The sequence below is a fragment of the Oryzomonas sagensis genome (assembly GCF_008802355.1).
GTDB classification, from domain to species: domain Bacteria; phylum Desulfobacterota; class Desulfuromonadia; order Geobacterales; family Pseudopelobacteraceae; genus Oryzomonas; species Oryzomonas sagensis.
On the sequence record NZ_VZRA01000001.1, the window covers coordinates 964,180 to 990,139 of the forward strand.

Here is a 25,960-nt window from a genome sequence, read left to right on the forward strand (position 1 = left end):
AGCAGGCTACGGAGCCTCTCCCCCGTGTGCTGAATTATTATTAATTATATCAGAAGGATGTCTTCATGTCGCAGAATCTCGTCATCGTAGAATCGCCCGCCAAGGCGAAGACCATAGAAAAGTTCCTGGGCAAGGATTACAAGGTCTTGGCCTCGTTCGGCCATGTACGGGCCCTGCCCAGCAAACAGGGCTCGGTGGATATCGGGAACGATTTCGAACCCAAGTACCATGTGCTGCCCGAGAGCAAGAAACATATCGACGCCATCAAGAAGGCCCTCAAGGAATCCGACCGGCTGCTTCTCGCAACTGACCCCGACCGCGAGGGAGAGGCCATTTCCTGGCATCTGCTGGCGGCCCTGGGGCTGGACAAAAAGAAGAATCCGGGCATCGAGATCCAGCGCGTGGTGTTCCACGAGATCACCAAGGATGCCATCATCCATGCCGTCGAACATCCCCGCACCATTGCCGCCGAACTGGTGGACGCCCAACAGGCCCGCTCGGTGCTGGATTACCTGGTCGGTTTCAACCTCTCCCCCTTCCTGTGGAAGAAGATCCGTTACGGCCTTTCGGCCGGCCGGGTGCAATCGGTGGCCCTGCGCCTGGTCTGCGAACGGGAAAAGGAGATCCAGGCCTTTGTCGAGCAGGAATACTGGACCATAGCGGCCCGCCTGGGGGTTGCACCGGGGCAGGAGTTCAAGGCCGGCCTGGTGGCGGTGGGCGGCAAGAAACTGGGCAAGTTCGACATCCCCGGCGAAGAGGTGGCGACCGGTCTGAAAACGGCCCTCCAGTCGGGCGCCTACCGGGTCGACAAGATCACCAAGACCGAGAAGAAACGCACCCCGGCACCGCCGTTCACCACCTCGACCCTCCAGCAAGAGGCCTCCCGCAAGCTGGGCTTTTCGGCCAAGAAGACCATGTCTACAGCCCAGAAGCTCTACGAAGGGATCGACATCGGCGAGGGGGGCACGGTCGGTCTGATCACCTATATGCGTACCGACAGCGTCAATCTCTCCAACCAGGCCCTTCAGGAGGCCCACGACGTCATCTCCGCCGCCTACGGCCCGGAATACGCCCTGGCCAAGCCGCGTCTCTACCGTACCAAGACCAAGAACGCCCAGGAGGCCCACGAGGCCATCCGGCCGACCTATATCTCCAAAACCCCGGCCGAGTTGAAGAAGTTCCTGACCCCCGATCTGCACAAGCTGTACGAACTGATCTGGAAACGCACCGTGGCCTGCCAGATGGCCGAGGCGCTCCTGGATCAGACCTCGGTGGACATCGTCGCGGACCTGGCCGCGCCCCCCGTCGCCGGCCCGTTCAGCGGCGCCCGGCAGGCCGGTCTGCGCGCCAGCGGCACGGTGATCCGGTTTCCCGGCTTCATGAAACTCTATATCGAGGGGCTGGACGATCAGGACGAGGAAAAGGAAGGGTTGTTGCCCGCCATGGGCGAAGGTGCCTCCCTCAAACAGCACGAGATCATCCCGGAACAGCATTTCACCCAGCCGCCGCCGCGCTACACCGAGGCCACCCTGGTCAAGACCCTGGAGGAGTACGGCATCGGCCGCCCATCCACCTATGCCTCGATCATGAACACCCTGGTGGAGCGCAAGTATACCCGCCTGGACAAGAAACGCTTCTTCCCCGAGGATGTGGGCATGGTGGTGAACGACCTCTTGACGGCCCATTTCGCGCGCTACGTGGACTACAACTTCACCGCCGGCCTGGAGGAGGAACTTGACCAGGTCTCCCGGGGCGAAAAACAGTGGAAGCCGCTCCTGAAGGAGTTTTGGGAGCCGTTCTCCACCCTGCTCAAACAGAAGGAGGGGGAGGTCAGCAAGTCCGACCTGACCACCGAGGCCATGGACGAGGCGTGCCCCGAATGCGGCAAGCCGTTGGTGGTCAAGCTGGGCAAGCGGGGCAAGTTCATCGCCTGTTCCGGCTTCCAGGACGGCTGCAAATACACCCGCAACATTGATGCGGAAAAAGGTGCCGAGTCGGCGGAGCCGGTCCTGTCCGACGAGAAGTGCGAAAAATGCGGCCAGCCGATGCTGATCAAGGACGGTCGCTACGGCAAGTACCTGGCCTGTTCCGGGTATCCGGCCTGCAAGAACATCCAGCCGCTGGTCAAGCCCCGGGGCACCGGCGTGGTCTGCCCGGAGTGCAAGGAAGGGGAGTTGACGGAAAAGAAATCGCGCTACGGCAAGATGTTCTACTCCTGCAACCGCTACCCCCAGTGCAAGTTTGCCCTGTGGGACCTGCCGGTGGAGCGGACATGCCCCAAGTGCGGCTTCCCGCTCCTGGTGAAGAAGATCAGCAAGCGCGAGGGGGAGTACGTCAAGTGCCCCAAGGAAGGGTGCGACTTCAAAGAGGGCGGCAAGGAAAAGAAATAAGTGGAAACTCTTACCATCATCGGCGCGGGTCTGGCAGGTTGCGAAGCGGCGTGGCAGGCGGCGCAGCGCGGCGTTTCCGTCGTCCTCCACGAAATGAAGCCCGAGCGTTTCTCCCCGGCCCACCATCTGGCGGGCCTGGCGGAGTTGGTCTGTTCCAACTCCCTGCGGGGGGATTCCCTTGAAAACGCCGTGGGGCTGTTGAAGGAGGAGTTGCGGCGCAGCGGTTCCCTCATCATGGAGGCGGCCGAAGCCACCCGCGTCCCGGCAGGCGGCGCCCTGGCCGTGGATCGGCAACTCTTCTCCGACTATGTCACCGCAAAGATCGCTGCACACCCCCTGATCCGCCTGGAGCGGGGCGAGGTTACCGACCTGCCCGCCGCCGGCACGGTGGTCGTCGCCTCCGGCCCCCTGACCAGCGATGCCCTGGCGGAACCGCTGGCCCGCTTGACCGGGGACCGGCTGTACTTCTACGACGCCATCGCCCCCATCGTTGCCGCCGACTCCCTGGACATGGCCACGATCTTCGCCGCCTCACGCTACGGCAAGGGGGACGGGGACGATTATCTCAACTGCCCCTTGAACGAGGCGGAGTACCTGCGGTTCGTGGATGAGCTGGTGAAGGGGGAAAAGGTCCCGGCGCGGGATTTCGAGAAGATCGTCCACTTCGAGGGGTGCATGCCGGTTGAGGAGATGGCGGAGCGGGGCGTGGAGACGCTCCGGTTCGGCCCGATGAAGCCGGTGGGGCTGGCCGATCCGCGCACGGGCGTGGAGCCCCACGCCGTGACCCAGCTTCGGGCCGAGAACCGGGAACGGACCATGTTCAACCTGGTGGGCTTCCAGACCAAGCTGACCTGGCCGGAGCAGCGGCGCATCTTCCGCATGATTCCGGGACTGGAGCGGGCCGAGTTCGTCCGGCTCGGCTCCCTGCACCGCAATACCTTCATCAATGCCCCGGCCCTGCTGCTGGAGACCCAGCAGCTGAAAAGCGACCCCCGCATCATCTTTGCCGGCCAGATCACCGGGGTGGAGGGGTATGTGGAGTCGGCGGCCAGCGGCTTCCTGGCCGGCATCAACGCCGCATGTCTCCAGCAGGGACGCCCCCTGCCGGTGCCCCCCGCCGAAACGGCCCTGGGGGCGCTGGTGCATCACATCACCAACGCCGACGTGCGCCACTTCCAGCCCATGAACGTCAATTACGGCCTGTTCCCCGAGCTTGCGGGGCGGGTGAAAAAGAAGGAAAAACGCCAGAAACTGGCGGAACGAGCCCTGGAGAAGCTTGAGGATTGGCGCGCCGGTTTGTAGGCGCCCCTACTCTCCGGCCCGGTACTCATCCAGCACGCTGATCTCCGCTTCAGCGCCCCCTCCTTTTGCCCGCCTGCCCAGATCCTCCGGCAGGATGGAAACGATCATCCCCCCCAGGATCAACAGAGCCCCGGCCAGACCATAGATGCCCAGCCGCTCGTTGATCGCGTACCAGGCGTACAGGGCCGCGAAAACCGGTTCGGTGCAGAAGATCAGAGCCGTGTTGGTGTGGCTGATGAAACGCTGCATGGACGTCTGCACCAGAAAGGCGAACACGGTTGCGATCAGCGAGCAGACGATCAGTGTCCACAGAAGCTGGGGATGCCAGATGAAGACCTGCTTGCCGCGGATAACGGCGCCGGCGGTACTCAAGAGGGCCACCATGCCCAACTGGATGGCGGTCAGCCAGTAGTAGTCGCTTTGGCGGGCGAACTCGCCGGTATAGATCAGGTGCAGCGAGACACAGAGGGCGCAGATGGCGGCCAGGATATCGCCGGTGGTCAAGTGCCAGGAGCCGTTGCCGCACAGGAGGAACAGGCCGGCAACGGAAAGGATCACGGCGACCCTAACGGTCTTGGGAATACGCTGGCGCAGCATGAGCGCCGAGATGACCGGCACCATGACGACGTTCAACCCGGTCAGGAAGGCGGTATTGGAGGCGCTGGTGTAGAGCAGCGCGACGGTCTGGAAGGCATAGGAACCGAACAGGAAGACCCCCATCAGGCACCCTTGGCGCAGGGTCCCCCTGTCCAGGCGCTTGCCCTTGATCATGCTGACCGGCAGGATCAGGGCGAAGGCCAGGATGAAGCGCTGGGCCAGAAATACGAACACATCGACGCTTGCCACGGCCTCCTTGACGACCGTGAAGGTCACCCCCCAGAAAAAGGTGGTGGTCAGCAGCAGCACTGCTGCTTTGAATCGGTTCATTGCGTAATGCTCCAGAATCTCGAGGAATGGTTTATTTTTATCAAAAATAGTAATATCCACATGTTTCATAAACGAAGGAGCCCGTGAGGGCAAGTAAAAAGCTGCGACATGGTGTCAATGGTTTCCGAAACGTTACGAACCGGTGTTTTTTTGTTGACAATACCGCGTTACATCCCCTAAAAGAACAGCGTGGTCTTACCATTATCGTTTACAGTTTAATGAAAAAGGAGAGGATCCAATGAAATTATTGCGTACGCTTACTGCAACTGCGGCCTTGCTGGCCGCTTTGTCCCTCACCGCATTTGCCGCCCCCAAGAGCATCAAGGTCGCCACCGACGCCACCTGGCCGCCGATGGAGATGGTTGACACGAACAAGCAGATCGTCGGCTATGATATCGACTTTTTGAAAGCCGTCGCCAAAGAGGCGGGCGTGGCGGCCGTGATCAAAAATACCGCGTGGGACGGCATCTTTGCCGGTCTTGATGCCGGCCAGTACGACGCCATCATCTCTTCCGTCACCATCACGAAAGAGCGCCAGGCAAAATATGATTTTACCGAGCCGTATACCAGCATCGGCCAAATCCTTGTCGTTCCCAAAACCAACAAAACCGCCAAGGTCATTGCCGACCTGAAGGGCAAGAAGGTCGGTGCCCAGATCGGCACGACAGGCGCCATGGAGATCAAGAAGGTCGCCGGCGTCGAACTCAAAACCTATGACGAGATCGGCTTGGCCTTCGAGGACATGGCAGCCGGCCGCATCTTCGGTGTGGTGTGCGACGAGCCGGTTGCCGCCCACTTTGCCCTCCAGAAAAAAGAGTACAAGGACAAATTCAAGATCGTCGGCAAATCCTTCACCAAGGAAGCCTACGGCATTGTCGTGAAAAAGGGTAACAAGGACCTGGTCGCCCTTCTCAACAAGGGGATCAAGGCGGTGAAGGCCAAGAAGCTGGACACCAAGATCCACACCAAGTGGGTGAAATAATTTGCTGAGGAGGGGCGGCTTCCCGGCCGCCCCTCCCCCTGCTCAACGCCCATGTCAAAGAACCCTACATCCCATACCCCCATAGATGTCGGCGACGGAGCCGCCATCCCCAACAAGAACGACGCCGGGTTGTTTACCGCCTGGCGCATCGCTTTTTTTGGCGCGATCTTCGTCTCCCTGTATCTTGCCTTTGGCAAGTCTGACCCTTATTACGAGATCTTCAAATTCGTCCCGGACGGCATCCTGGTCACCTTCAAGGTCACCCTCGGAGCCATCCTGCTGGCCACGTGCATCGGCCTGATCACCGGGCTGGGAAGAATCTCCGGCAACCGGTTCATCAACGGTGCCGCTTCACTGTATGTGGAGGTGATTCGCGGCATCCCGCTTCTGGTCCAAATCTTCTACATCTATTACGCCCTGGGCCGTTTCGTGAAAATCCCGGATATGCTGAGCGCCATCATCGCCATGGCCGTCTGCTACGGCGCCTACATGGGCGAAGTCTTCCGGGCCGGCATCCAGTCCATCCCCAAGGGGCAGATGGAGGCGGCCCTGTCCCTGGGCATGTCCCGCGGCCAGGCCATGCGGCAGGTCATTCTGCCCCAGGCTTTCAAGGTGGTGCTGCCCCCCATCGGCAATGAGTTCATCGCCCTGCTCAAGGACTCCTCCCTGGTCTCCATCCTGGCCGTCTCCGACCTGCTGCGCCGCGGCCGGGAGTATGCCTCGGAAACCTTCAGCTATTTTGAAACCTATACGGTTATCGCCCTGATCTACTTGGTCATGACCCTGTTTTTTTCCAAGTTGATCGGTATCATGGAGGAACGGCTCAATGCAGGAAAATAGCCGACTTATGATAGAGGCGCGCGGAGTCTCCAAGTTCTATGGGTCGTTCCAGGCGCTGAAGAATGTCTCCTTCAGCGTCCGGGACGGCGAAAAAGTGGTCATCATCGGCCCCAGCGGTTCGGGCAAGAGTACCATCCTGCGTTCCATCAACCGTCTTGAGACCATCGACCGGGGCACCATCATCGTGGACGGCATGGATGTCAGCGACCCGAAGGTCAATATCTGCAAGGTGCGGGAAGAGATCGGGATGGTGTTCCAGTCCTTCAACCTCTTTCCCCACAAGACCGTGCTGGAGAACCTGACCCTGGCCCAGACGGTCGTCCGCAAACGCAACCGGCGGGAAGCGGAACAAATTGCCCTGGAACTGCTCAAGAAGGTCGGCATCGCCGAGAAGGCCGCCGCCTATCCGGCCAAGCTCTCCGGCGGCCAGCAGCAACGGGTGGCCATTGCCCGCTCCCTGGCCATGAACCCCAAGGCGATCCTGTTCGACGAACCGACCTCGGCCCTTGATCCGGAGATGATCGGCGAGGTGCTGGACGTTATGAAGAACCTGGCCCAGGAAGGGATGACCATGGTGGTGGTGACCCACGAGATGGGTTTTGCCCGCGAGGTGGCCGACCGGGTCATTTTCATGGACCATGGCCAAATCGTGGAGGAAGGAACGCCGGAGCATTTCTTCACCAGTCCCGACCATGAGCGTGCCAAGCTGTTTCTGAGCCAAATACTGTAATGCGCAGTACGCGCACTCCCTTTGAAGGGGGGATGTAATCAGCAGAACATCACACACAAGGAGGAAGTACCATGAAAAGACGTAATGTCCTTGCAGCGCTGGCCATTCTCGGCGTGACCGCCGCTGCGACCACTCCGGCAATGGCGCTGGAAAACGAGTTCCACGGCATGTTCCAGGCGCAGTACATCAACTCCAACTTCAACGGAGCAGCCACGACCAGTTTCCCCGGTAATAATGCCGCGTCTTACGGCGGAGACACCCAGTACGTCCCCTTCGGTCAGCCCAAGCATGTGTACTCGGCCAACTTCGTCGAGCAGCGCGCCCGTCTCGGCTACACCGCCAAGGCCAGCAGCGACCTGAAACTGGTCACCCAATTTGAGCTGGACTACGCCTACTGGGGCGACAGTTCCTATGGCACGCATCGCAATCACGGTGGTGCCATCGGTGCCGACCAGACCAACATCGAGACCAAGAACATCTACCTGGATGCCAACATCTTCAAGGACGTCAACATGCGGCTGGGCATGATGCCCTATAACGACTCCTTCAAAAGCATCATGTTCGACGCCGACATGGCCGGTATCGCCTTCTCCAGCAGCTACAACAAATTTACCCCCACCATCGGCTTCTTCCGCTTCAACGACACCGGCAACAATAAAGACAACGTATTGGGTCACATGACCAACGACCTGTTCGTCCTGGACGGCAAGTACGAAGTGAACAAGGACCTGAAGGTCGGCGCCGCCTACTACTTCTTCAGAAACAATGCGGATACAATTGACAGCAATGCCGTCTTTACTTTCAATGCTGATGGTGCCATAACCACTCAGCAGGACGTCAAGCTCCATACCTTGGGCCTGAACGCCGAGTACACCGCCGGTCCGCTGACCCTGAACGGGTTCGGTATCCTGGAAGTGGGCACGGTCAACGCGCGTGCCACCACCGCCTACGCCCTCAATGCCGGTGCCAAGTACAAGGTCGGTTCTGGTAAAGCCCATGCCGAGTTCCTGTATGTATCCGGCGATTCCGGCACGACCGGCCACAGCAACGCCTTCTACGCAGTGTTCAATAATGTTGGCACGGCTGAGCACGGTTACTATGACAACGAGATGGTCATCCTGGGCCGCGATAAAAACGCCATGACCACCGACAACTCGATCATCGCCACTGCCGGCAACTTCGGCCAGGGCCAGATCGGCGGCTATATCGGCTATGAACTGCCGCTCACCGACCGCCTGACAACTGCCGCCAATGCCGGCTTTGCCGCCGTGGCCAAGGATAACGGTGCGTTCGGCAAAGCTCACAAGAGCAATTACCTGGGCACGGAGATCAACGCCGAGGCCAACTACAAGCTGCTCGAAAACCTTACCGGCGGTGTCCGTGTCGCCTATGTGTTCCTGGGCGATTACTACAAGGGAGTTGCCTTGAACGGCGAGACACCGGTCAATCCCTATGATGCCAAGATCATCTTCAAGTACTCGTTCTAATTTCTGAAACTGATGGGGCGCTTCTGCGCCCCTGCTTCATTCCAAAGAAAAGGAGCAGACCCATGAAAAAAGTTCTGATTGCCGTACTGACGGCCTTTGCCCTCTCCGCCGCCACCGCGGCCTTTGCAGCCGATGTGAAGAGCAGTGAAAAAGACGAGTGCCTGCTGGCCTCCAAGGGGTGCAAGGATCAGGTGGACAGCATCCAGCAGCGGATCAGGAAGATCAACACCGAGATCAAGAAGGGCAAGAAGGTCTATTCCGCAGAGGAATTGAAAAAATTGCAGCAGAAGCTGAAGGAAGCGGACGAAATTCTGAACAACCTCGATAAGCCGGGTCGCTAACCAGACACTATCTCTCCAAGGGAGGAAACCATGAACTTCAAGAAGAGTGCTGCCCTGTTGTTGGCTGGTGTACTGGCCCTGTCCGTAACCGCCGGCTGCAAGAAAAAGGAAGAGGCAAAACCTGATGCGGCTTCCAAGGCTGCCGGAGACACGGTAAAGATCGGTTTTCTCGGCGCCCTGACCGGTGACGTCGCCATGTTCGGCGCGCCGACCCTGGCCGGCATGAAGATGGCGGCCGAAGAGATCAATGCGGCCGGCGGCGTCAACGGCAAGAAGATCGAGATCGTTGAAGCCGATGACCGCGGCGACAAGCAGGAAGGGGCCTCGGTCACCCAGAAGCTGATCAGCCGCGACAACGTTGTGGCCATCGTGGGCGACCCGACCACCGGCATCACCAAGGTTGCCGCCCCCATTGCCCAGAAGGCCCAGGTCGTGCTGCTCTCGGCCGGCGCCACCGGTCCGGGCGTGGTGGAGATCGGCGATTACATCTTCCGCGACACGCTGCTGGACAGCGTGGCGATCCCGGCCCTGCTGGATTACTACGCCAAGAACCTCAAGTTCAAGAAGGTGGCCATGCTCACCTCGGACAACAACGATTACAGCGTCGGCATGTCCCAGCTCTTCCGTGACTCCGCCAAAGGCGCCGGTATCGAGATCGTGGCCGACGAGAAGATCAAGGACGGGGACAAGGACTTCTCCGGTCAGATGACCAACATCAAGGCCAAAAAACCTGACATCCTCTTCTACTCCGGTTACTACACCGAAGGCGCCCTGCTCATGAAAGAAGCCCGCAAGCAGGGGATCAAGGTCAATATATTCGGCGGCGACGGCCTGTTCTCGCCCGAGTTCATCAAACTGGGCGGCACAGCGGTCGAAGGTGCCATGTCGTATGTCGGGTTCTCCCCCGAACAGGCGTCACCGGTGACCGCCAAATTCATCGAAACCTTCAAGAGCAAGAACAACGGCGCCCTGCCGGGCCTGTTCGACGCCCAGGGGTATGATGCGGTCAAGCTTATCGCCTCTGCCATGACCGCCGCCAAGAGCAACGATCCGAAGGTGTTCAAGGACGCCATCGCCAAGATCAAAAACTTCGAAGGCGTTTCCGGCACGATCACCATCCGCAACAACCGCGAGCCGATCAAGTCGCCGCTCTGCCTGCTGGAAGTCAAAGGCGGCAAATATGTCCTGAAGGCCAAGGTCCCGGTCAAGATGGACTAAGGAGGTTGTTGAAAAACAGCCATCTCGCCACCGTCCTCGAAAGCCCTTTTGTGCGGCGTAGCGCTGCTACGCCTCCGCAGGGCCTTCTGCGGGTGCGACGATCTGACTATTTTTGAACAACCTGAGTTTTACAGCAGAGTACCTTGTAGCGATTCGTGGGTGCCTCCGCGAATGCAAACGCCGTGCGACCATTATGGTTGCGCGGCGTTTGTCTTTTCAGCTTGAACCGGAAAAAGGCTAGGCCTCCTTCTCCTCCATATAGGCGTTGAAGCGTCGCACATGCCCCTGGGCCAGTTCCCGCGCCGCCTCTTCGTTTCTTTCCGTCACGGCGGCCACGATTACCCGCAGGTCGTCGAAATTTTCCTGGAGTATCTTCTTCCCCCGGGGCAGGTAGTTCTCGTAGTAGGTGTGGATGTTGTAATAGACGCTTTCCAGGACGGAGATGAAGAGTTGGTTGCCGCTCATGCGGGCCAGGGCCATGTGGAGCATCTCGTCGGTGCGGATGAAGGCGTCCCACCCCTTGCGTCCCTCTTTCAGATGCTCCTCGGCCTCGGTCAAGAGCTTCCTTAACAGGGCCATGTCCTGCTCCTGCCCCCGCTGGGCCGCCAAGGCCGCCACGCCTCCCTCCATCCCCTCGCGGAACTCGGCCAGGTCGCGCAGGGAAACCGTCCGGTTGCGAATCAACAATCCCAGATTCTCGCTGAGCTGTTCGCTGTTGACCTCCCTGATGATGGAACCCCCGGCCACGCCGGTGCGGATCTCGATCAATCCCTTCTGCTCCAGTACCCGCAACGCTTCACGCAATGTCCCCCGGCTGACGCCGAACTGTTCCTTCAAGTCCCGTTCGGCCGGGAGTTGGCTCCCCGGCTTGAGCGTACCCGCTATGATGCCGTCCTGGATCTGTTCGACCACATCCTGGTAGGCGCGGCTCTGTTTGACATGTTTGAACATGTTGCTATCCTTTCCCAAGGAACTTTTCCCGTTTTTCACGTCCCAAATGGTTAAACCACACTACCATTTTTAGCGGCCCGAGACAAGCGACGGCTGGCCGTTTGCCGTTTTGCCCCCTTGACACCCGGCATAAAATTGCGTAGTAATGGTTAAACCATTCGCAATAGATTCCGTATCACACTCACGGCGGCACAAGGAGAGTCATATGCAGAATCCAGAGATCAACACGAAGATCGTAGCGCGCGGCAAGGATTTCTTTTCCACCATCTCCGGGGAAAAGCCCTCGCTCTTCAACAAAGGGGCTTGGATGGGCAAGGTTATGGACTGGAGCATGCAGAACGAGCAGTTCAAGGTCCAGATGTTCCGCTTTGTGGACGCCTTCCCCTCCCTGACGACCTCCAAACTCCTGACCGACCATATCCGCGAGTATTTCGGCGAGGAGAAGGACATGCCGCCGGTGCTCTCCACCGGCGCCAAGATGGCCGGGATGCTCGGCTCCCTGGGTGGGGCGATGCTCAACAAGTTCATCTCGGCCAATATCCAGGAGATGGCGCGCCAGTTCATCGTGGGCGAAAACACCAAAGAAGCCATAAAGAACATGGAAAAACTGCGCAAGGACGGTTTTGCCGCCGTGGTGGACGTGCTGGGCGAGGCCACCCTCTCGGAGGAAGAGGCCGAGGTTTACGTTACGACCTACCTGGAGTTGCTGGACGCCCTCAAGAATGAGCAGAAGGGGTGGAAAGGGCTGGCCGGCCACGGCGGAGATGGAAATCTGGACTGGGGCCACGCGCCCAAGGTCAATATCGCCGTCAAGCCGACCGCCCTGTTCTGCCTGGCCAACCCCCAGGATTTCGAGGGGTCGGTGGAGGCCATCCTGCGCCAGATGCGCCGGATCTGCGCCAAGGTGGTGGAGATGGAAGGTTTCCTCTGCATCGACATGGAGTCCTACCGCTTCAAGGAGATCACCCAGGAGGTGTTCCGCCGCCTGAAGATGGAATACAAGGAGTATCCCCACATCGGCATCGTGTTCCAGGCCTACCTGAAGGATACGGACAAGGACCTGGCCAATATGCTGGCCTGGGCCAAGGCCCAGAATACGCAGATATCGATCCGCCTGGTCAAGGGGGCCTACTGGGATTACGAGACGGTCAAGGCCAAGCAGATGGGCTGGCCGATCCCGGTCTGGACCATCAAGGCCGAAAGCGACGCCGCCTATGAGCGCCAGGCGCGCCTGATCCTGGAAAACCACCAGATCTGCCATTTCGCCTGCGCCTCCCACAACATCCGCACCATCTCGGCCGTCATGGAGATGGCCAACGCGCTGCACGTGCCCGAGTCGCGCTACGAGTTCCAGGTGTTGTACGGCATGGCCGAACCGGTCCGCAGAGGTATCCTCAAGGTCGCGGGGCGCATCCGCCTCTACTGCCCCTACGGCGACATGGTGCCGGGCATGGGATACCTGGTGCGGCGCCTGCTGGAAAATACCGCCAACGAATCCTTCCTGCGCCAGAGTTTTGCCGAAGATGCCCAGATCGAGCGTCTCCTGGAAGACCCGGACAAGACCGCGGAACGGGAACGGAGCGAACGGGCCGCCAAGCCGAAGAAGGCGGTGGCCGGGCCCGGCGGCCTGCCCCGCTTCGCCAACGACCCCATGGTGGATTTCACCCGCCCTGACCATCGCGCCGCTTTCCCGGCGGCCCTTGCCCAGGTGCGCACCGCTTTCGGCACGACCTATCCGCTCTTTATCGGCGGCCAGGAGGTGATGACCGCCGATCTGATCCCGACCGTCAACCCCGCCAAGCCGTCGGAGGTGCTGGGCCAGATCTGCCAGGCCGGCATCCCCGAGGTGACCAGGGCCATCGCCGCCGCCAAGGCGGTCTTCCCGGCCTGGCGCGACACGCCGCCACGCGAACGCGCCCAGTATCTGCTCAAGGCGGCCGAGATCGCCCGCAGGCGCGCCTTCGAACTGTCGGCGTGGCAGGTGCTGGAGATCGGGAAACAGTGGGACCAGGCCTATGCCGACGTGGGCGAGGCGATCGACTTCCTGGAGTACTATGCCCGGGAGATGATCCGTCTGGGAGCCCCCCAACGGGTCGGCAACGCGCCCGGCGAACTGAACCACTACTTCTACGAGCCCAAGGGGCTGGCGGCGGTCATCGCACCGTGGAACTTCCCGCTGGCCATCAGCATGGGCATGGCCTCCGCCGCCATCGTGACCGGCAATCCGGTGATCTACAAGCCTTCCAACATCACCGGCATCATCGGCCATCACCTGATGGAGATCTTCAAGGAGGCCGGGCTGCCGGCCGGCGTGTTCAACTACGTCCCTGGCCGTGGCAGCGTGATGGGGGACTTCCTGGTGGATCACCCGGACATCAGCCTCATCGCCTTCACCGGTTCCATGGAGGTCGGCCTGCGCATCGTCGAACGGGCCGCCAAGGTCTATCCGGGCCAGCCCAACGTCAAGAAGATCATCTCCGAGATGGGGGGCAAGAACGCGATCATCATCGACGACGACGCCGACCTGGACGAGGCCGTGCCGCATGTGCTCTACTCGGCCTTTGCCTTCCAGGGGCAGAAGTGCTCGGCTTGCTCAAGGGTCATCGTCCTGGATGCGGTCTACGACAGGTTCACGGAACGGCTGGTAAAGGCTGCCCAGGCCTATCGGATCGGCCCCTCCGAGGACCCGGCCAACACCATGGGGGCCGTGGCCGACGCCGCCGCCCAGAAGAGCATCCTCGAGTATGTCGCCTTGGGCAAGCAGGAAGGGAAGCTGCTCTTTGAGAGCCCGATCCCCCAGGGGGAGGGATACTGGGTGCCGCTGACCATTGTCGGCGGCATCACCCCGCAGCACCGGCTGGCCCAGGAAGAGGTGTTCGGCCCGGTGCTGGCGGTCATGCGCGCCAAGGATTTCGACCAGGCCGTGGAGTGGGCCAACTCGACCCGCTTTGCCCTGACCGGCGGCATCTTCAGCCGCAGCCCCGAGCATCTGGCCCAGGCGCGCCGCGATTTCCGGGTCGGCAACCTGTACATCAACCGCAACAATACCGGCGCCCAGGTGGAACGCCAGCCCTTCGGCGGGTCGCGCATGTCGGGCGTCGGCACCAAGTCGGGCGGCCCCGACTACCTGCTGCACTTCATGGACCCGCGGGTGGTGACGGAAAACACCATGCGCCGGGGGTTTGCGCCCATAGAGGCGGACGACGACTGGGTGGAGTAGGGATGCGCCACTTTTTCGCAATCTCGGCGTCAGGCTTCACTTCTCCTCGTGACCCGGCCTGACACGCCCCCTCATCCGCCCCTTCGGGGCACCTTCTCCCCGGGGGAGAAGGGAATGAATTCTTCCCTCTCCCCCGGGGAGAGGGTGGCCGAAGGCCGGGTGAGGGGATAAACCGGATAACGCCTTACAAGAAAAAAGCTCGCCTTGGCGGGCTTTTTTCTTTTCAAAGCAGCAAAACTCTGAAAAAATGCGCGGCATGACGGAATCGACCAAAGGAACCATCTATGCCCTGCTGTCCGTGGGCATGTTCGCCACCCTCGGCACCGGTTTCAAGGTGGCGGTGACCCATCTGGGCAGCTTCTCGGTCGTGGTCTGGATGGGTATCTGGGCCACCCTGGCCCTCTTGGCGTGGCTGGCATGGGAGCGGAGGCTCGGGCTCATGGCGGCCGAATTCCGCCGCCGGCCGCTGTTTTTCGTCCTTGCCGGGGTGATCGGCCTGGGGGTGCAGCAGCTGCTCTGCCTGAAGACCTACGAATATATCCCGGCCAGCCAGGCGGTGATCCTGCACTATACCTATCCCCTGGTCATGCTCTTCTTGTCGTGGCTGCTGTTTCGGGAACGGTCCGGCTGGCGAGCGGTGTTCTGCGTGGCGCTGGGGTTCGCCGGGGTCTGCGTGCTGGTGACGGCCGGCGGCGGGTTGGGCGATGTGCGCCTCTCGGTCGGGGTGGCGCTGGCCATGGGGACCTCCCTCTCCTTTGGCCTGTTCTGCGTGTTGATCAAGCATGCCCGTTTCCCGGTAACGGCCGGCATGTTTCTCTTCAATCTGTTCGGGCTGCTGTTCCTGCTCTGCCTCGTGCCCTTCTACCCCGTACGCTGGACGCCCGGTGGGGGCGACATGCTCCTGTTGGCCTACCTGGGGGTGGTGACCACCGCCCTGGCCCTGATCCTCTGGAACCGCGCCCTGCGCATGATCCCCACCAGCCGCTCGTCCAACTGCGCCCTGCTGGTGCCGATCCTGTCGCTGATCTGCATCGCCCTGGTGCTGAAGGAACACGTATCGGGCATGCAGGGGGTGGGCATGGCGGTCGTCATCGGCTCGGTCTTCCTGAACGTCAAGCTGGCAAACGTATCAAAGGCGTGAGCCCCGAATCCGCGGGGCCCGCGCGGCTCCTCTCGCTTGCATGCCTCTGTCCCGGCGTTGCCGGTCGTATTCCCCTTCCGGGCGGAGTACGTGCAGTAGAGCCGGCATGACGCTCCACGGGCGGCGTCGGGACCCCGGCCATGCCGCTCGCTCCGCCGCACAGGCCCCACGGATTCGGGGCGCGGCCGGATGCGGTTGGTTTGGGCAACTCACCTCTCCCGGATGATAAATCTATGGCACAGACATTCGATTGCGTGAAAGAGGGGATGAAGGCGGCGTGGCCGATCTGCCTGGGGTATTTCCCCATCGGTCTCTCCCTGGGGGTGCTCGCCCAAAAGGGGGGACTGCTCCCCTGGCAGGTAGGGCTCATGTCGATCGTAGTCTATGCCGGCGGCTCCCAGTTCATCGCCGTTGCCATGATCGGCAGCGGCGCCTCCATCCCGGCCATCGTTACCACCACCTTCATGGTCAACCTGCGCCACATGCTGATGAGCTCGGCTCTGGCGGTGCATTTTCCCGGCGTCTCCCGGCGGTTCCTGGCCCTGTTCGCCTATGGCCTGACTGACGAGAGTTTTGCCGTCAACATGGTCCGGTTCAACCGGGGCGACTGGGAGCGGCAGAGCGCCCTGACGCTCAACCAGGCTACCAACTTCACCTGGTTCGTCAGCACCGTGGCCGGGGTCTATGTGGGGCAGTTCATTCCCTCCGGCGCCCTGGGGATCGACTACGCCCTGACCGGTATGTTCATCTGCCTGCTGGTCTTCCAGTTGCGCGGCCCGGTTTTCGTTGCCACCGCCCTGATGGCGGCCTTCTGTTCCGTGGTAGCCTATCTCTGGCTGCCGGGCAACGCCTACGTGATCGTTGCCTCCACTGTGGCGGCAACGGCCGGATTCATGCTGAAACGCTCCCTGCGGCACCGGGGAGGGCGGCCATGAGCGCCACCGGCTACCTCCTGCTGATCCTCTGCATGGGCGTTGTGACCTACCTGCCGCGCATGCTGCCCCTGGTGACTTTCTCCCGCCGGAAACTTCCCCCCTGGTTTGTGGAGTGGCTGGAGTTGATCCCCCCCGCCATCCTGAGCGCCCTGATCGCTCCGACGCTGTTTACCCAGGCGGCGCCACGGCTGTTCGTCCTGGGCAAGATCGAGTTGCTGGCCGCCCTGCCGACCCTGGCCTTCGCCCTCAAGACCCGCTCGTTGGCCGGGACGGTGGTGGTGGGGATGCTCTGCTACTGGGGGCTGCATTATCTGGTATAATTCGACCTGCATCCGCGACACCTCCGCGACACCTCCACGGCTCCTCTCGCGTGACCTGCCCCAGTCCCGGCAGTGCCGGCATGATGCGGAATGGGCGGCGTTGGACTCAGGCCAGTCGCTCGTTCTGCCGTTCAGGCGCCACGGATTCAGGTCTCGTCCCACCCGGAACAGGGCTTTGTGGTTGCCAACGGGGCGGTTTGTGGGTAAAAGGAACAGGTAGACAATAGAGATCGGAGATCGGCAACAATGCATGTGGCGGAATGGAAGATAGGGCCGGAGTCGGTGCGGATGCTGGAGTTGGGGCACCCCTGGATCATTGCCGACACGTACACCAAGCGCTGGCCGACCGGTCAGGCCGGTCAACTGATTGAGCTGGCCGACGGCCAGGGGCGCTTCCTGGCAACGGCCCTGCTCGATCCGCAGGATCGCATCGTGGCACGGGTGCTGTCCCGGGAGCGGATACGCCTGGACCGCGCCTGGCTGACGAAGCGTCTTCAGGCGGCCCTCGAATTGCGCCACAACCATGCCGACCTGGGGGACACCACCGCCTACCGGCTGGTCAACGCCGAGGGGGACGGGCTTCCCGGCTTGACCGTGGACCGTTACGGCGATTACCTGATGGTGCAGGTCTACTGCGCCGGCTGGCGGCCGTACCTGAAGCTCGTGACCCAGGCCTTGGGCGACCTGCTCGCCCCCCGGGGGATCTACGAGAAGAGCCGTCCCCAGAAGACGCGCCAACTGGAAGCGGTCAGCGACACCAAGAGCTACGGCAGGCTGCTTGCCGGTACCGCCGCGCCCCAGCGCCTGGAGGTGCGGGAAAACGGCCTCAGTTTCCTGGTGAGCCTGGAACAGGGGCTGAACACCGGGCTGTTCCTGGACCAGCGCAAAAACCGCCGGGACCTGATGTCCAGGGTGGCCGGCAAGCGGGTGCTCAACCTGTTCGCCTACACCGGCGCCTTCTCGGTGGCTGCCGCCTCGGCCGGGGCCGTCCAGGTGACGAGCGTGGACGCCTCGCCCGGCTATACCGAGTGGGCCAGGGCGAATTTCGGCCTCAACCGGCTCAATCCCAAGCGGCATGAGTTCATCGTGGGGGACTGCCACCAGGTGCTGACCGACCTGGGCAGCCGCGGGTGCCGTTACGACGTGGTGCTGATGGACCCCCCCTCCTTCTCCACCACGGCCAAGAGTCGCTTCACGACCCGCGGCGGCACCTCGGACCTGGTGGCGGCCGCCCTGCCGCTCTTGAGCGGCAACGGCCTTTTGATCGCCTCCTCCAACCACCAGAAGGTGGATACGGCAGAGTATCTCAAGGAGTTGCGCCGCGGCGCGCTCCAGGCGGGCAGCGACCTCAGGGTGGTCGGCCTGGCGGGGCAGCCGGAGGATTTCCCCTATCCGGTGACCTTCCCCGAGGGGCGCTACCTCAAGTACGCCCTCTGCGTGAAGGGGGCCTGAACAGGCTGGGGCATTTCGCTCGATCAGCCGTTCGGCGTCACCGATTCGGAAAAACCTGAATCCGTGGCGCCTCCATGCCTCCACTTGTCCGGAAGGCCTCTGCCTCTGCCGGGATGCTGACAGTCGGCCGCCCGGCGGCGGACCGGCGTGGTGAGAGGCTTGCTGCGGCATGGGCGGCGTGCGGGCTCCGGCTCTTCCGGCAACTCCGGCATTCCGGCGTCGCGGATTCAGGAAAAAACAATGCACGAGGGTGCGCCATGACCATGAACTACGGGTTCCTCAAGGATTTTGCCATTATCGTCGGCGGCCTGGTGACCATCTTCGCCTTTGTCAACGGCCTTCTGGAATACCGGCGCCAGGGGCGGCAGAAGCGGGAGGAGCATTTCACCCTGCTGCGCCGCCGCCTGAAGGAAAACCCGCGGTTCAAGGAGATCTGTTCCCTGATGTTCGCCGACGATCCGCGCCTGGCCCAGATCGACGCCCAGGACAAACGGGATTTCGTCGGCCTGCTGGAGGAGGTGGCCCTCCAGATGAACTCCGGGCTGATCCGCCCGGAACTGGCCCATTATATGTTCGGCTACTACACGCTTAAATGCATGGAGAGCAGGGATTTTTGGGCCAACCTGACCCTCGACGAGATCTATTGGAACCTGTTCCACGATTTTGCCCGGGAGATGAAACGCATGGAGACCTCCTTTGTCTTCGATCGGCGCAAGTTGCGCTTCTGATGCCGCTTCCACCCCATGTCTGTCGGTGGCCATGAAAGGGTGCTACAATAGGAACAGGGATGTGTACGCATCAGAATGTTCGAGGTGCAGGAGGTTTGCGATGAAAATCGTGGCCATGGCGGCGATAGCCCTCTGTTGCACGGTTGCCGGGGGCAACGCCCAGACGTACCGTTGGATCGATGACCAGGGAGTGGTCAATTTTACCGATAGCCTGGAGGCGGTGCCGGCCAAGTATCGCCACAAGGTTCTCAAGGGGCCGGATATCACCACCCGCGACCCGCGGATCAAGGAAGAGATACAACAGCAGGAGGAGCGGGCTCGCCAGGAGGATGCATCCCGGCCGCCGGTGACCACGACGCCTGACTATGTGCCGCCGCCGATGGAGATCGCGCCGCCCAAGGTTGAGAGCGACGAGCTCCCCCCCGGACGGACGCGGAGCCAGAAAATCCTGGACAACATAGAGCGGCGCAAGGCCGAAGAGGAAAAGGCCCAGCAGTCCGGCAGCCAGCAATGAGGGGAATAGGTGGGAGATGTGCGATGATGGGGATGCCATGACGGTTGAGATTCGTGAATCCGACATAACGGTGGAGTTCTACCGCGGGTCCGGGCCGGGCGGCCAGCACCGGAACGTGACCGACTCGGCGGTGCGCATCCGCCATCTGCCGACCGGCATCGTGGCCCAGGCCTCGGAGAGCCGTTCCCAGCTCCAGAACCGGGAGGTCGCCATGGCACGTCTGCGGGTTGCGTTGGAAAAGCGCGAACGCAAGGTGAAGAAGCGCATCGCCACCCGTGTGCCCAGGAAGGCCCGGGAAGAACGCCTGAGCGCGAAGAAGATCGTGTCCCAGCGCAAGCGGCTGCGTACGACGCTCGATTGAGAGACGAAGATTCATGTTTTCCACATCCGGCCATACCATCCACTGGCTCAAACCCGACATCGGCGAGGAAGAGTGGGAATTCCTCAACCATCCCGACAAGCAGGGGTTCTACCGGCGCCATGGCATCGAATGGGAGCGGCTGGTTGCGGCCTTCGACCGGGGGCGGCTGGAGGCGTACCCCCGCTCCGACCGGCTCGGGGGGATCGTGGTGAGCGGTGCCTATCACACCTACGACGACTATGCCACATACCTGGCCAAGGCCAAGCGGGGCTACCGGAAGAGTTACAGCGCCATGGAGAATTCCCTGCAACGCGCCGGCACCCTGACGCTGAAGGCCCCCATCGTCATCTGCTGCCGGGAGGAGGCCCTGCTGTTTTCCGGCTACCGGCGGCTTTGTCTGGCCTGGAATTACGGCATGGTGCCCTATGTGTGGCTGGTGACCCTGTCGTAGCCTCCGGGCGGCAAGTTTTTTGTCAATGATCATGGGGTTGTACCAGTTTACCGGCTGGAGTTTGCGGCCTGGGAACGGGGAAGGGCGATGGCTGACCAGACGATACTGCAACGGATATTCAATGATGCGGGATTTTCCGATTTCCGCTGGATCGATCCTTCCGAGATCGTTGTTGCACAATGGGTGCGGATGAAATGCCGGTTCGGCTGCAACGAGTATGGCAGGAACGCCGCCTGTCCCCCCAACACCCCTGCCGTGGACGAGTGCCGGAAGTTCTTCCATGAATTTCGGTTGGGTGTGCTCTTCCATATCCCCATGCGTCTGGAAGACCCGGAACAGCGGCATGACTGGTCACGGGAGGTCAACCGCGCGCTGCTGGAGGTGGAACGGCAGGCGTTCATCAGCGGCTACCACAAGGCCTTCCTCCTCTTCATGGACAGTTGCACACTCTGCCGGGAGTGCGCCGGCAGCCGGGACCACTGCCGCAATCGCAAGCTGGCACGCCCGTCCCCCGAGGGGATGGGCGTGGATGTCTTTGCCACCGTGGCCAAGTTCGGCTATCCCCTTGCGGTGTTGCCCGATTACGAACAGGAGATGAACCGTTACGCATTTCTGATGATAGAGTAGTTTCCGCCCGGAAAGGGCTCTTCCCCCGACCGCAGCCCAAGGAGGCAGTTTGTCATGAGTAACCTCTTCACACCGCTCGCCATGCGTTCCGTTACCTTCCGCAATCGTATCTTCGTCTCTCCCATGTGCCAGTATTCCAGCCGGGACGGCCTGCCCACCGACTGGCATATGGTCCATCTGGGCAGCCGTGCCGTGGGAGGCGCCGGCCTGGTGATGGTCGAAGCCACCGCCGTGAGTCCCGAAGGACGTATCAGCCCCGACGACAGCGGCATCTGGAACGATGATCATGTGGCGGCATTCAAGCCGATCGTCCGTTTCATCCGCGAGAACGGGGCCGTACCGGGCGTCCAGTTGGCCCATGCCGGACGCAAGGCGTCCTGCGACCTCCCCTGGCGCGGCAGTGGACCGGTGGGGCCGGATGCCCGGGGGTGGCAGCCGCTGGCCCCCAGCCCGGAGCCGTTTGCCCCCGGCCACCCCGTGCCCCATGAACTTACCCTTGCCGACCTGGATACGGTCGAAAACCAATTCCGCGCCGCGGCGCGCCGCTCCTTGGCGGCCGGTTTCCAGGTGGCGGAGATTCACATGGCCCATGGCTACCTGCTGCACGAATTCCTCTCCCCCCTGGCGAACCTGCGGGAGGACGACTACGGCGGCAGCCTCGAGAACAGGATGCGCTTCCCGCTGCGGGTGGCCCGGGCCGTGCGCGAGGAATGGCCCCTGGATTTGCCGCTGTTCGTGCGGCTCTCCTGCGTCGACTGGGCCGAGGGGGGCTGGAGCCTCGACCAGTCGGTATGTCTCTGCCGCCTGCTCAAGGAGCTGGGGGTTGATCTGATCGATTGCTCGTCCGGTTTTGTTGCCTCGGGCGAGCGGGTGCCCTTTGCCCCCGGTTTCCAGGTCCCCTTTGCCGCCGCAATCCGCGCCGAGGCGGCCCTCCCCACCGGTGCGGTCGGCCTCATTACCGACCCGGTCCAGGCGGAACAGATCCTGGTTACCGGCCAGGCCGATGCCGTATTCCTGGCCCGGGAGATGCTGCGCGATCCCTACTGGCCCCTGCATGCCGCCCGCGAACTGGGGGTGGAGGCTGTCTGGCCGGATCAATACCTGCGGGCCGGGAAACAGGGATGAAAAACTGCCCACGGCCGGCCTGGCGACCTCGGCACTACTCGATCCCGTCATCCATGGAATGCCCGAACTGCCGCTCCCACCGTTTCCTCACCGTTTGTCGGGACGGAAGGAGCGGCCGCGGTAATGATTCTTTTCCTTGAGAAAGGTACGGTACTCCAGATCGCGAAACTGGCGGATGTTCTCGATCCTGTACTTGCGGATGATCGGCGGCAGAGTGTCGTGGTGCGCAATTGTCCAAGGACCTTTGTAGCTGGCCGCCCGGTACCAGGAGTTGCCCCAGTAGAGGTAATAGGTGTCATAGGCAAAGACAATATCATAGGGGGTCTCCACACCTGCATAGAAGCCGAGGCGTGGCGGCGTGATGAAGAGCGGCGGGTTCGGGATCACCACGTTGGGCGGACCAACGGCAACGGCTGGCTGGGGGGCCGGGCCGCTGCCGGTGACGTCCCCCGTGGCCGCAGCCGGTGCGGTGGACGCCATGAGCAGGACGGCGGCGATTGATACCACGAAGCTCGTGCGCATGGAGGTCTCCTTTGCGACGGGTTTTTTATTCGAATTATAGCAAGTGTGGTGCCGGCCGGCCATTGCGAATTGCACTCTGGGGGTTACCGACCCTGCGGCGGCTTGCTTGGGACGGTGCAGGAGTATGCCGGGGGGGGGCGGGCGGGAAGGTGGTTTTACCGAGGGGCTCCGGCCGGGCGCGTGGCGCCGATGTCGGTAATATAGACCGTCAGATCGCCATTGGGGCGCCTGATAACAACCTCGTCGTCGAGCTTTTTCTGCAGCAGGGCCTGGCCGACCGGCGAATCGATGCTGATTCGCCCCTGGCTTACGTCGAATTCATCCGGGCCGACCAGCTGATAGCAGCGCTCGTTGCCATCCTCGTCTTCGTAGGTTACCCAGCAGCCGAAGGAAACCATCTGGGGGTTGGCCGGGGGGGTGGCCGGTTTGAGCAGCTTGAGCCGGCTCCCCAGGTGTTTCAGCTTGCGGTCGATCTCCCGCAGCCTTTTTTTGCCGTAGATGTATTCCGCATTCTCGGAGCGATCCCCTTCCGCCGCCGCGTCGGACACCCCCTGAACGATCTTGGGGCGTTCCACCCGCCAGAGGTAGTGGAACTCCGCTTCCAGTTTCTTTAATCCCTCAGGGGTAATCAGGTTTGTCATAAGCCATCCATGCCGATTTATTTTCGAACCAACAAAAATAAAGCCCCGGATTTCTCCGGGGCTTTATCAATCACGCTATAGGATATAAGTGATTAAACCCTGGTAACGTTGGCGGCCTGCAGACCTTTCGGACCACGGGTTATTTCGAACGTAACCCTGTCGCCTTCAGCGAGGGATTTGAAGCCGTCGCCAACAATCGCGGAAAAATGAACGAAAACATCCTCGCCACCTTCCTGCTCAAGAAAACCAAACCCCTTGCTGTCGTTAAACCATTTCACTGTTCCGTTTACCATGTCTTTACCTTCTCCTGATACAACTCGTTTAATGTGTCCGGGACGAACCGTAGACGTTATATCAACGTAACAGTATTTTATCCACAATGTCAAACTTATTAATTATCCGATGCAAAATAATTTATTCCCGCAAAGCTGCCGCGGCATGAGACTTGCCGAGGTAATATTCGTAATTCCCCTCGTAGACGCGCATTTCGCCGTGGTCGATCTCGAATACCCGGTCCACCAGCAGGCGCAGGAAGTGGCGGTCGTGGCTGACCAGCACGACGGTTCCGCCGAACCCCTGCAGGGCCTCCAGCAGGATCTCCCGGGATCTGATGTCCAGATGGTTGGTCGGCTCGTCCAGCACCAGGAAATTGACCGGCCGCGCCAGCAGCGTCGCCAGCACCACCCGGCTCTTCTCGCCGCCGGACAGGTTTTCGATGCGTTTGTCCACCGTGTCTCCCTGGAAGAGAAAGGCGCCCAGCAGGTTGCGGATCATGCCGATAGTGGCCAGGGGCATGGCTGCCTGCACCGTTTCGAAGACGCTCTTCTTTGGGTCGAGGATGTCCATGGCGTGCTGGCTGAAATAGCCCAGTTCCACATTGGCACCCAGATTGACGTGGCCCGCGGTCTGTTCGGTCCGGCCGGCAAGGACCTTGAGGAAGGTGGACTTTCCGGCGCCGTTGACCCCCACCACGGCGATCTTGTTCTGGCGGCGGATGATGCCGGATACCCCGCTGAAAACCGGGTGTACCCCGCCGCCGGGCAACTGCCAGCTCTTGGCCAGCCCCTCCATGACCACTACGTCGTCCCCGCTCCGGGGCGGTTCGCTGAACTCGAAGCGCACCACCCGCTCCTCGGGCGGGATCTCGATGCGCTCGATCTTGTCGATCTTCTTGACCCGCGACTGCACCTGGGCCGCATGGGAGGCGCGGGCGGCAAAACGGGCGATGAACTCCTCCTCCTTGGCCAGCATCTCCTGCTGGCGGCGGTGGCTGGCCAGAAGCTGCTCCCGGCGGATGTCGCGCTCCCGTTCGTAGAAATCGTAATTGCCGCCGTAGGTGGTAACGGTCTTGTTGGCCACCTCGATGATGCGGGTGACGATGCGGTTCATGAAGTCCCGGTCATGGCTGGTCATGAGCAGCGCGCCGTCGAAGTCGTTGGCCAGCCACTCCTCCAGCCAGATGATCGACTCCACGTCCAGGTGGTTGGTCGGTTCGTCCAAGAGCAGCACGTCAGGTTTGAGGGTCAGTATCTTGGCCAGGTTGATGCGCATCTTCCAACCGCCGCTGAAGGACTCCACCGGGTGGTCGAAGCGGTCCGGCCCGATGCCGAGGCCGGTCAGCACGGTCTGGGCCCGGGTGTCCAGGTCGTAGCCGCCCCGATGCTCGAACTCCTCCTGGGCCACGCCGTAGCGCTCCAGCAGGGCGGCCATGTCGTCGTCGGACCGGGGCAGGCACATGGCCGCCTCCATCTCCTTCAACTCAGCCGCCAGGCGCATGGTCTCCGCCGAGCCGGCCATGACCTCCTCCAGGGCCGAGCGCCCCGCCATCTCCCCCGCATCCTGGGAGAAATAGCCGATGGTGGTCCGTTTGGCGCAGGTGATCTCGCCGCCGTCCACCTCTTCTTCGCCGGTGATGATGCGGAAGATGGTGGTCTTGCCGGCCCCGTTCGGCCCCACCAGGCCGTTGCGCGTGCCGGGGAGTATCTGGAAGCTGGCGTCGCGGAACAGGACCTGCGAGCCGTGCTGCTTGGTGATATTGGAAAGGTGGATCATTGGTGTGACGTCGCTCCTCGTACTGGAATGGACTGCACCAGATAGCACGAGCGGCGTCGCCCCGCAACCAATTTTTGCGCCGGCGGCTCCGGGTACTTGACCGGCGGGGAAAGTATGTTTCAATAAACCTGGTGCCCCAAGCGGGACCGAACGAAATCACCGGGTAAAGGAGCTGTCGCCATGAAGGGAAACGACAAGATCATCGAACACCTCAATCTGCGCCTGGCAGAGGAGCTGACCGCCATCAACCAGTATATGGTCCATGCGGAGATGTGCGACAACTGGGACTACGACCGGTTGCACAAGGCCATCGAGAAGCGCGCCATCGACGAGATGAAGCACGCCGAAAAACTGATTGCCCGCATCCTCTTCCTGGAAGGGCGCCCCATCGTCAGCGACCTCAACAAGATCCATATCGGTGCCGAGGTGCCCAAGATGCATGCAAACGACCGGAGTGCCGAAGAGGCCGCCATCAAGGGATACAACGAGAGCATCAGGCTGGCGGTGGAGGTGGGCGACAACGGGACCCGCGAATTGCTGGAGGACATCCTGGAGGAGGAAGAGGCGCACATCGACTGGCTGGAAGCACAGCTCGACCAGATCAAGCAGATGGGTGCCCAGAACTACCTGGTGGAGCAGATGCACTGACAGGCTGTTGAAAAACAGCCATCAGGCCTTCGTCCTCGAACGCCCTTTCGTGCGG

26 protein-coding genes are annotated in these 25,960 nt (G+C 61.6%); 20 read left to right on the forward strand and 6 right to left on the reverse strand.

Annotation, left to right across the window (positions count from 1 at the left end):
- Positions 1–65: 65 nt before the first annotated feature.
- Entirely contained in the window at positions 66–2,390 is a 2,325-nt protein-coding gene (gene topA / locus F6V30_RS04340) for a type I DNA topoisomerase (protein WP_151155293.1), read from the forward strand.
- Positions 2,391–3,692, forward strand: coding sequence for a methylenetetrahydrofolate--tRNA-(uracil(54)-C(5))-methyltransferase (FADH(2)-oxidizing) TrmFO (trmFO, locus tag F6V30_RS04345; protein ID WP_151155295.1), 1,302 nt, complete (start codon positions 2,391–2,393; stop codon positions 3,690–3,692).
- Positions 3,693–3,698: 6 nt separating this feature from the next.
- On the opposite strand, the gene F6V30_RS04350 is transcribed toward trmFO, so the two are convergent.
- Entirely contained in the window at positions 3,699–4,619 is a 921-nt protein-coding gene (locus F6V30_RS04350; RefSeq protein WP_151155297.1) for a DMT family transporter, read from the reverse strand.
- Between the two features lie 238 nt (positions 4,620–4,857).
- Here F6V30_RS04350 and F6V30_RS04355 point away from each other — a divergent pair, with 238 nt between their 5' ends.
- The 6 genes from F6V30_RS04355 to F6V30_RS04380 all read left to right on the forward strand — a co-directional run bounded on the left by F6V30_RS04355 (position 4,858) and on the right by F6V30_RS04380 (position 10,217).
- Complete coding sequence (locus F6V30_RS04355) at positions 4,858–5,601, forward strand: basic amino acid ABC transporter substrate-binding protein (RefSeq protein WP_151155299.1); 744 nt, start codon at positions 4,858–4,860, stop codon at positions 5,599–5,601.
- Between the two features lie 51 nt (positions 5,602–5,652).
- Entirely contained in the window at positions 5,653–6,441 is a 789-nt protein-coding gene (locus F6V30_RS04360; protein WP_151155301.1) for an amino acid ABC transporter permease, read from the forward strand.
- Entirely contained in the window at positions 6,428–7,171 is a 744-nt protein-coding gene (locus F6V30_RS04365; protein WP_338042758.1) for an ATP-binding cassette domain-containing protein, read from the forward strand. Before F6V30_RS04360 ends, F6V30_RS04365 begins: the two co-directional genes overlap by 14 nt.
- Positions 7,172–7,242: 71 nt before the next feature.
- Positions 7,243–8,658, forward strand: coding sequence for a hypothetical protein (locus F6V30_RS04370; protein WP_151155305.1), 1,416 nt, complete (start codon positions 7,243–7,245; stop codon positions 8,656–8,658).
- Positions 8,659–8,720: 62 nt separating this feature from the next.
- Entirely contained in the window at positions 8,721–8,999 is a 279-nt protein-coding gene (locus F6V30_RS04375) for a hypothetical protein (RefSeq protein WP_149307509.1), read from the forward strand.
- A gap of 30 nt (positions 9,000–9,029) precedes the next feature.
- A complete protein-coding gene (locus F6V30_RS04380; protein WP_151155307.1) occupies positions 9,030–10,217 on the forward strand; it encodes an ABC transporter substrate-binding protein in 1,188 nt (395 codons plus the stop codon).
- A gap of 237 nt (positions 10,218–10,454) precedes the next feature.
- On the opposite strand, the gene F6V30_RS04385 is transcribed toward F6V30_RS04380, so the two are convergent.
- Positions 10,455–11,168, reverse strand: coding sequence for a FadR/GntR family transcriptional regulator (locus tag F6V30_RS04385; protein WP_151155309.1), 714 nt, complete (start codon positions 11,166–11,168; stop codon positions 10,455–10,457).
- A 205-nt stretch (positions 11,169–11,373) separates the two neighbouring features.
- On the opposite strand from F6V30_RS04385, the gene pruA reads away from it, so the two are divergent.
- The 11 genes from pruA to F6V30_RS04440 all read left to right on the forward strand — a co-directional run bounded on the left by pruA (position 11,374) and on the right by F6V30_RS04440 (position 22,042).
- Complete coding sequence (gene pruA / locus F6V30_RS04390; RefSeq protein ID WP_151155311.1) at positions 11,374–14,388, forward strand: L-glutamate gamma-semialdehyde dehydrogenase; 3,015 nt, start codon at positions 11,374–11,376, stop codon at positions 14,386–14,388.
- Positions 14,389–14,644: 256 nt separating this feature from the next.
- A complete protein-coding gene (locus F6V30_RS04395; protein WP_191965576.1) occupies positions 14,645–15,529 on the forward strand; it encodes a DMT family transporter in 885 nt (294 codons plus the stop codon).
- Between the two features lie 233 nt (positions 15,530–15,762).
- Positions 15,763–16,464 (forward strand): AzlC family ABC transporter permease, encoded by a 702-nt coding sequence (locus F6V30_RS04400; RefSeq protein WP_151155315.1) that lies wholly within the window; start codon positions 15,763–15,765, stop codon positions 16,462–16,464.
- Entirely contained in the window at positions 16,461–16,784 is a 324-nt protein-coding gene (locus tag F6V30_RS04405) for an AzlD domain-containing protein (RefSeq protein ID WP_151155317.1), read from the forward strand. The genes F6V30_RS04400 and F6V30_RS04405 overlap by 4 nt, the downstream gene beginning before the upstream one ends.
- A gap of 246 nt (positions 16,785–17,030) precedes the next feature.
- Complete coding sequence (locus tag F6V30_RS04410; protein WP_151155319.1) at positions 17,031–18,236, forward strand: class I SAM-dependent rRNA methyltransferase; 1,206 nt, start codon at positions 17,031–17,033, stop codon at positions 18,234–18,236.
- Positions 18,237–18,493: 257 nt separating this feature from the next.
- Positions 18,494–18,964, forward strand: a complete 471-nt coding sequence (locus F6V30_RS04415) for a hypothetical protein (protein WP_151155321.1) — start codon at positions 18,494–18,496, stop codon at positions 18,962–18,964.
- Between the two features lie 100 nt (positions 18,965–19,064).
- On the forward strand, positions 19,065–19,478 hold the full coding sequence (locus F6V30_RS04420) for a DUF4124 domain-containing protein (RefSeq protein ID WP_191965577.1): 414 nt from the start codon (positions 19,065–19,067) through the stop codon (positions 19,476–19,478).
- Between the two features lie 37 nt (positions 19,479–19,515).
- Complete coding sequence (locus F6V30_RS04425) at positions 19,516–19,839, forward strand: peptide chain release factor family protein (RefSeq protein WP_151155325.1); 324 nt, start codon at positions 19,516–19,518, stop codon at positions 19,837–19,839.
- A gap of 13 nt (positions 19,840–19,852) precedes the next feature.
- Positions 19,853–20,290, forward strand: coding sequence for a hypothetical protein (locus F6V30_RS04430; protein ID WP_151155327.1), 438 nt, complete (start codon positions 19,853–19,855; stop codon positions 20,288–20,290).
- A gap of 87 nt (positions 20,291–20,377) precedes the next feature.
- Entirely contained in the window at positions 20,378–20,917 is a 540-nt protein-coding gene (locus F6V30_RS04435) for a DUF2284 domain-containing protein (protein ID WP_151155328.1), read from the forward strand.
- A 54-nt stretch (positions 20,918–20,971) separates the two neighbouring features.
- Positions 20,972–22,042: an NADH:flavin oxidoreductase/NADH oxidase gene (locus F6V30_RS04440; protein WP_151155330.1), complete on the forward strand. Its 1,071-nt coding sequence runs from the start codon at positions 20,972–20,974 to the stop codon at positions 22,040–22,042.
- Positions 22,043–22,129: 87 nt separating this feature from the next.
- Here F6V30_RS04440 and F6V30_RS04445 read toward each other — a convergent pair whose 3' ends face one another.
- The 4 genes from F6V30_RS04445 to F6V30_RS04460 all read right to left on the reverse strand — a co-directional run bounded on the left by F6V30_RS04445 (position 22,130) and on the right by F6V30_RS04460 (position 25,257).
- Positions 22,130–22,564, reverse strand: a complete 435-nt coding sequence (locus F6V30_RS04445; RefSeq protein WP_151155332.1) for a hypothetical protein — start codon at positions 22,562–22,564, stop codon at positions 22,130–22,132.
- A 155-nt stretch (positions 22,565–22,719) separates the two neighbouring features.
- Positions 22,720–23,205: a transcription elongation factor GreB gene (greB, locus tag F6V30_RS04450; RefSeq protein WP_151155334.1), complete on the reverse strand. Its 486-nt coding sequence runs from the start codon at positions 23,203–23,205 to the stop codon at positions 22,720–22,722.
- 92 nt (positions 23,206–23,297) lie between these two features.
- Entirely contained in the window at positions 23,298–23,498 is a 201-nt protein-coding gene (locus F6V30_RS04455) for a cold-shock protein (protein WP_149307493.1), read from the reverse strand.
- 121 nt (positions 23,499–23,619) lie between these two features.
- Complete coding sequence (locus F6V30_RS04460; RefSeq protein ID WP_151155336.1) at positions 23,620–25,257, reverse strand: ABC-F family ATP-binding cassette domain-containing protein; 1,638 nt, start codon at positions 25,255–25,257, stop codon at positions 23,620–23,622.
- Between the two features lie 180 nt (positions 25,258–25,437).
- Between F6V30_RS04460 and bfr the strand changes: the two genes are divergently transcribed.
- Positions 25,438–25,905, forward strand: a complete 468-nt coding sequence (bfr, locus tag F6V30_RS04465; protein WP_151155338.1) for a bacterioferritin — start codon at positions 25,438–25,440, stop codon at positions 25,903–25,905.
- The last annotated feature ends 55 nt before the right edge of the window (positions 25,906–25,960 follow it).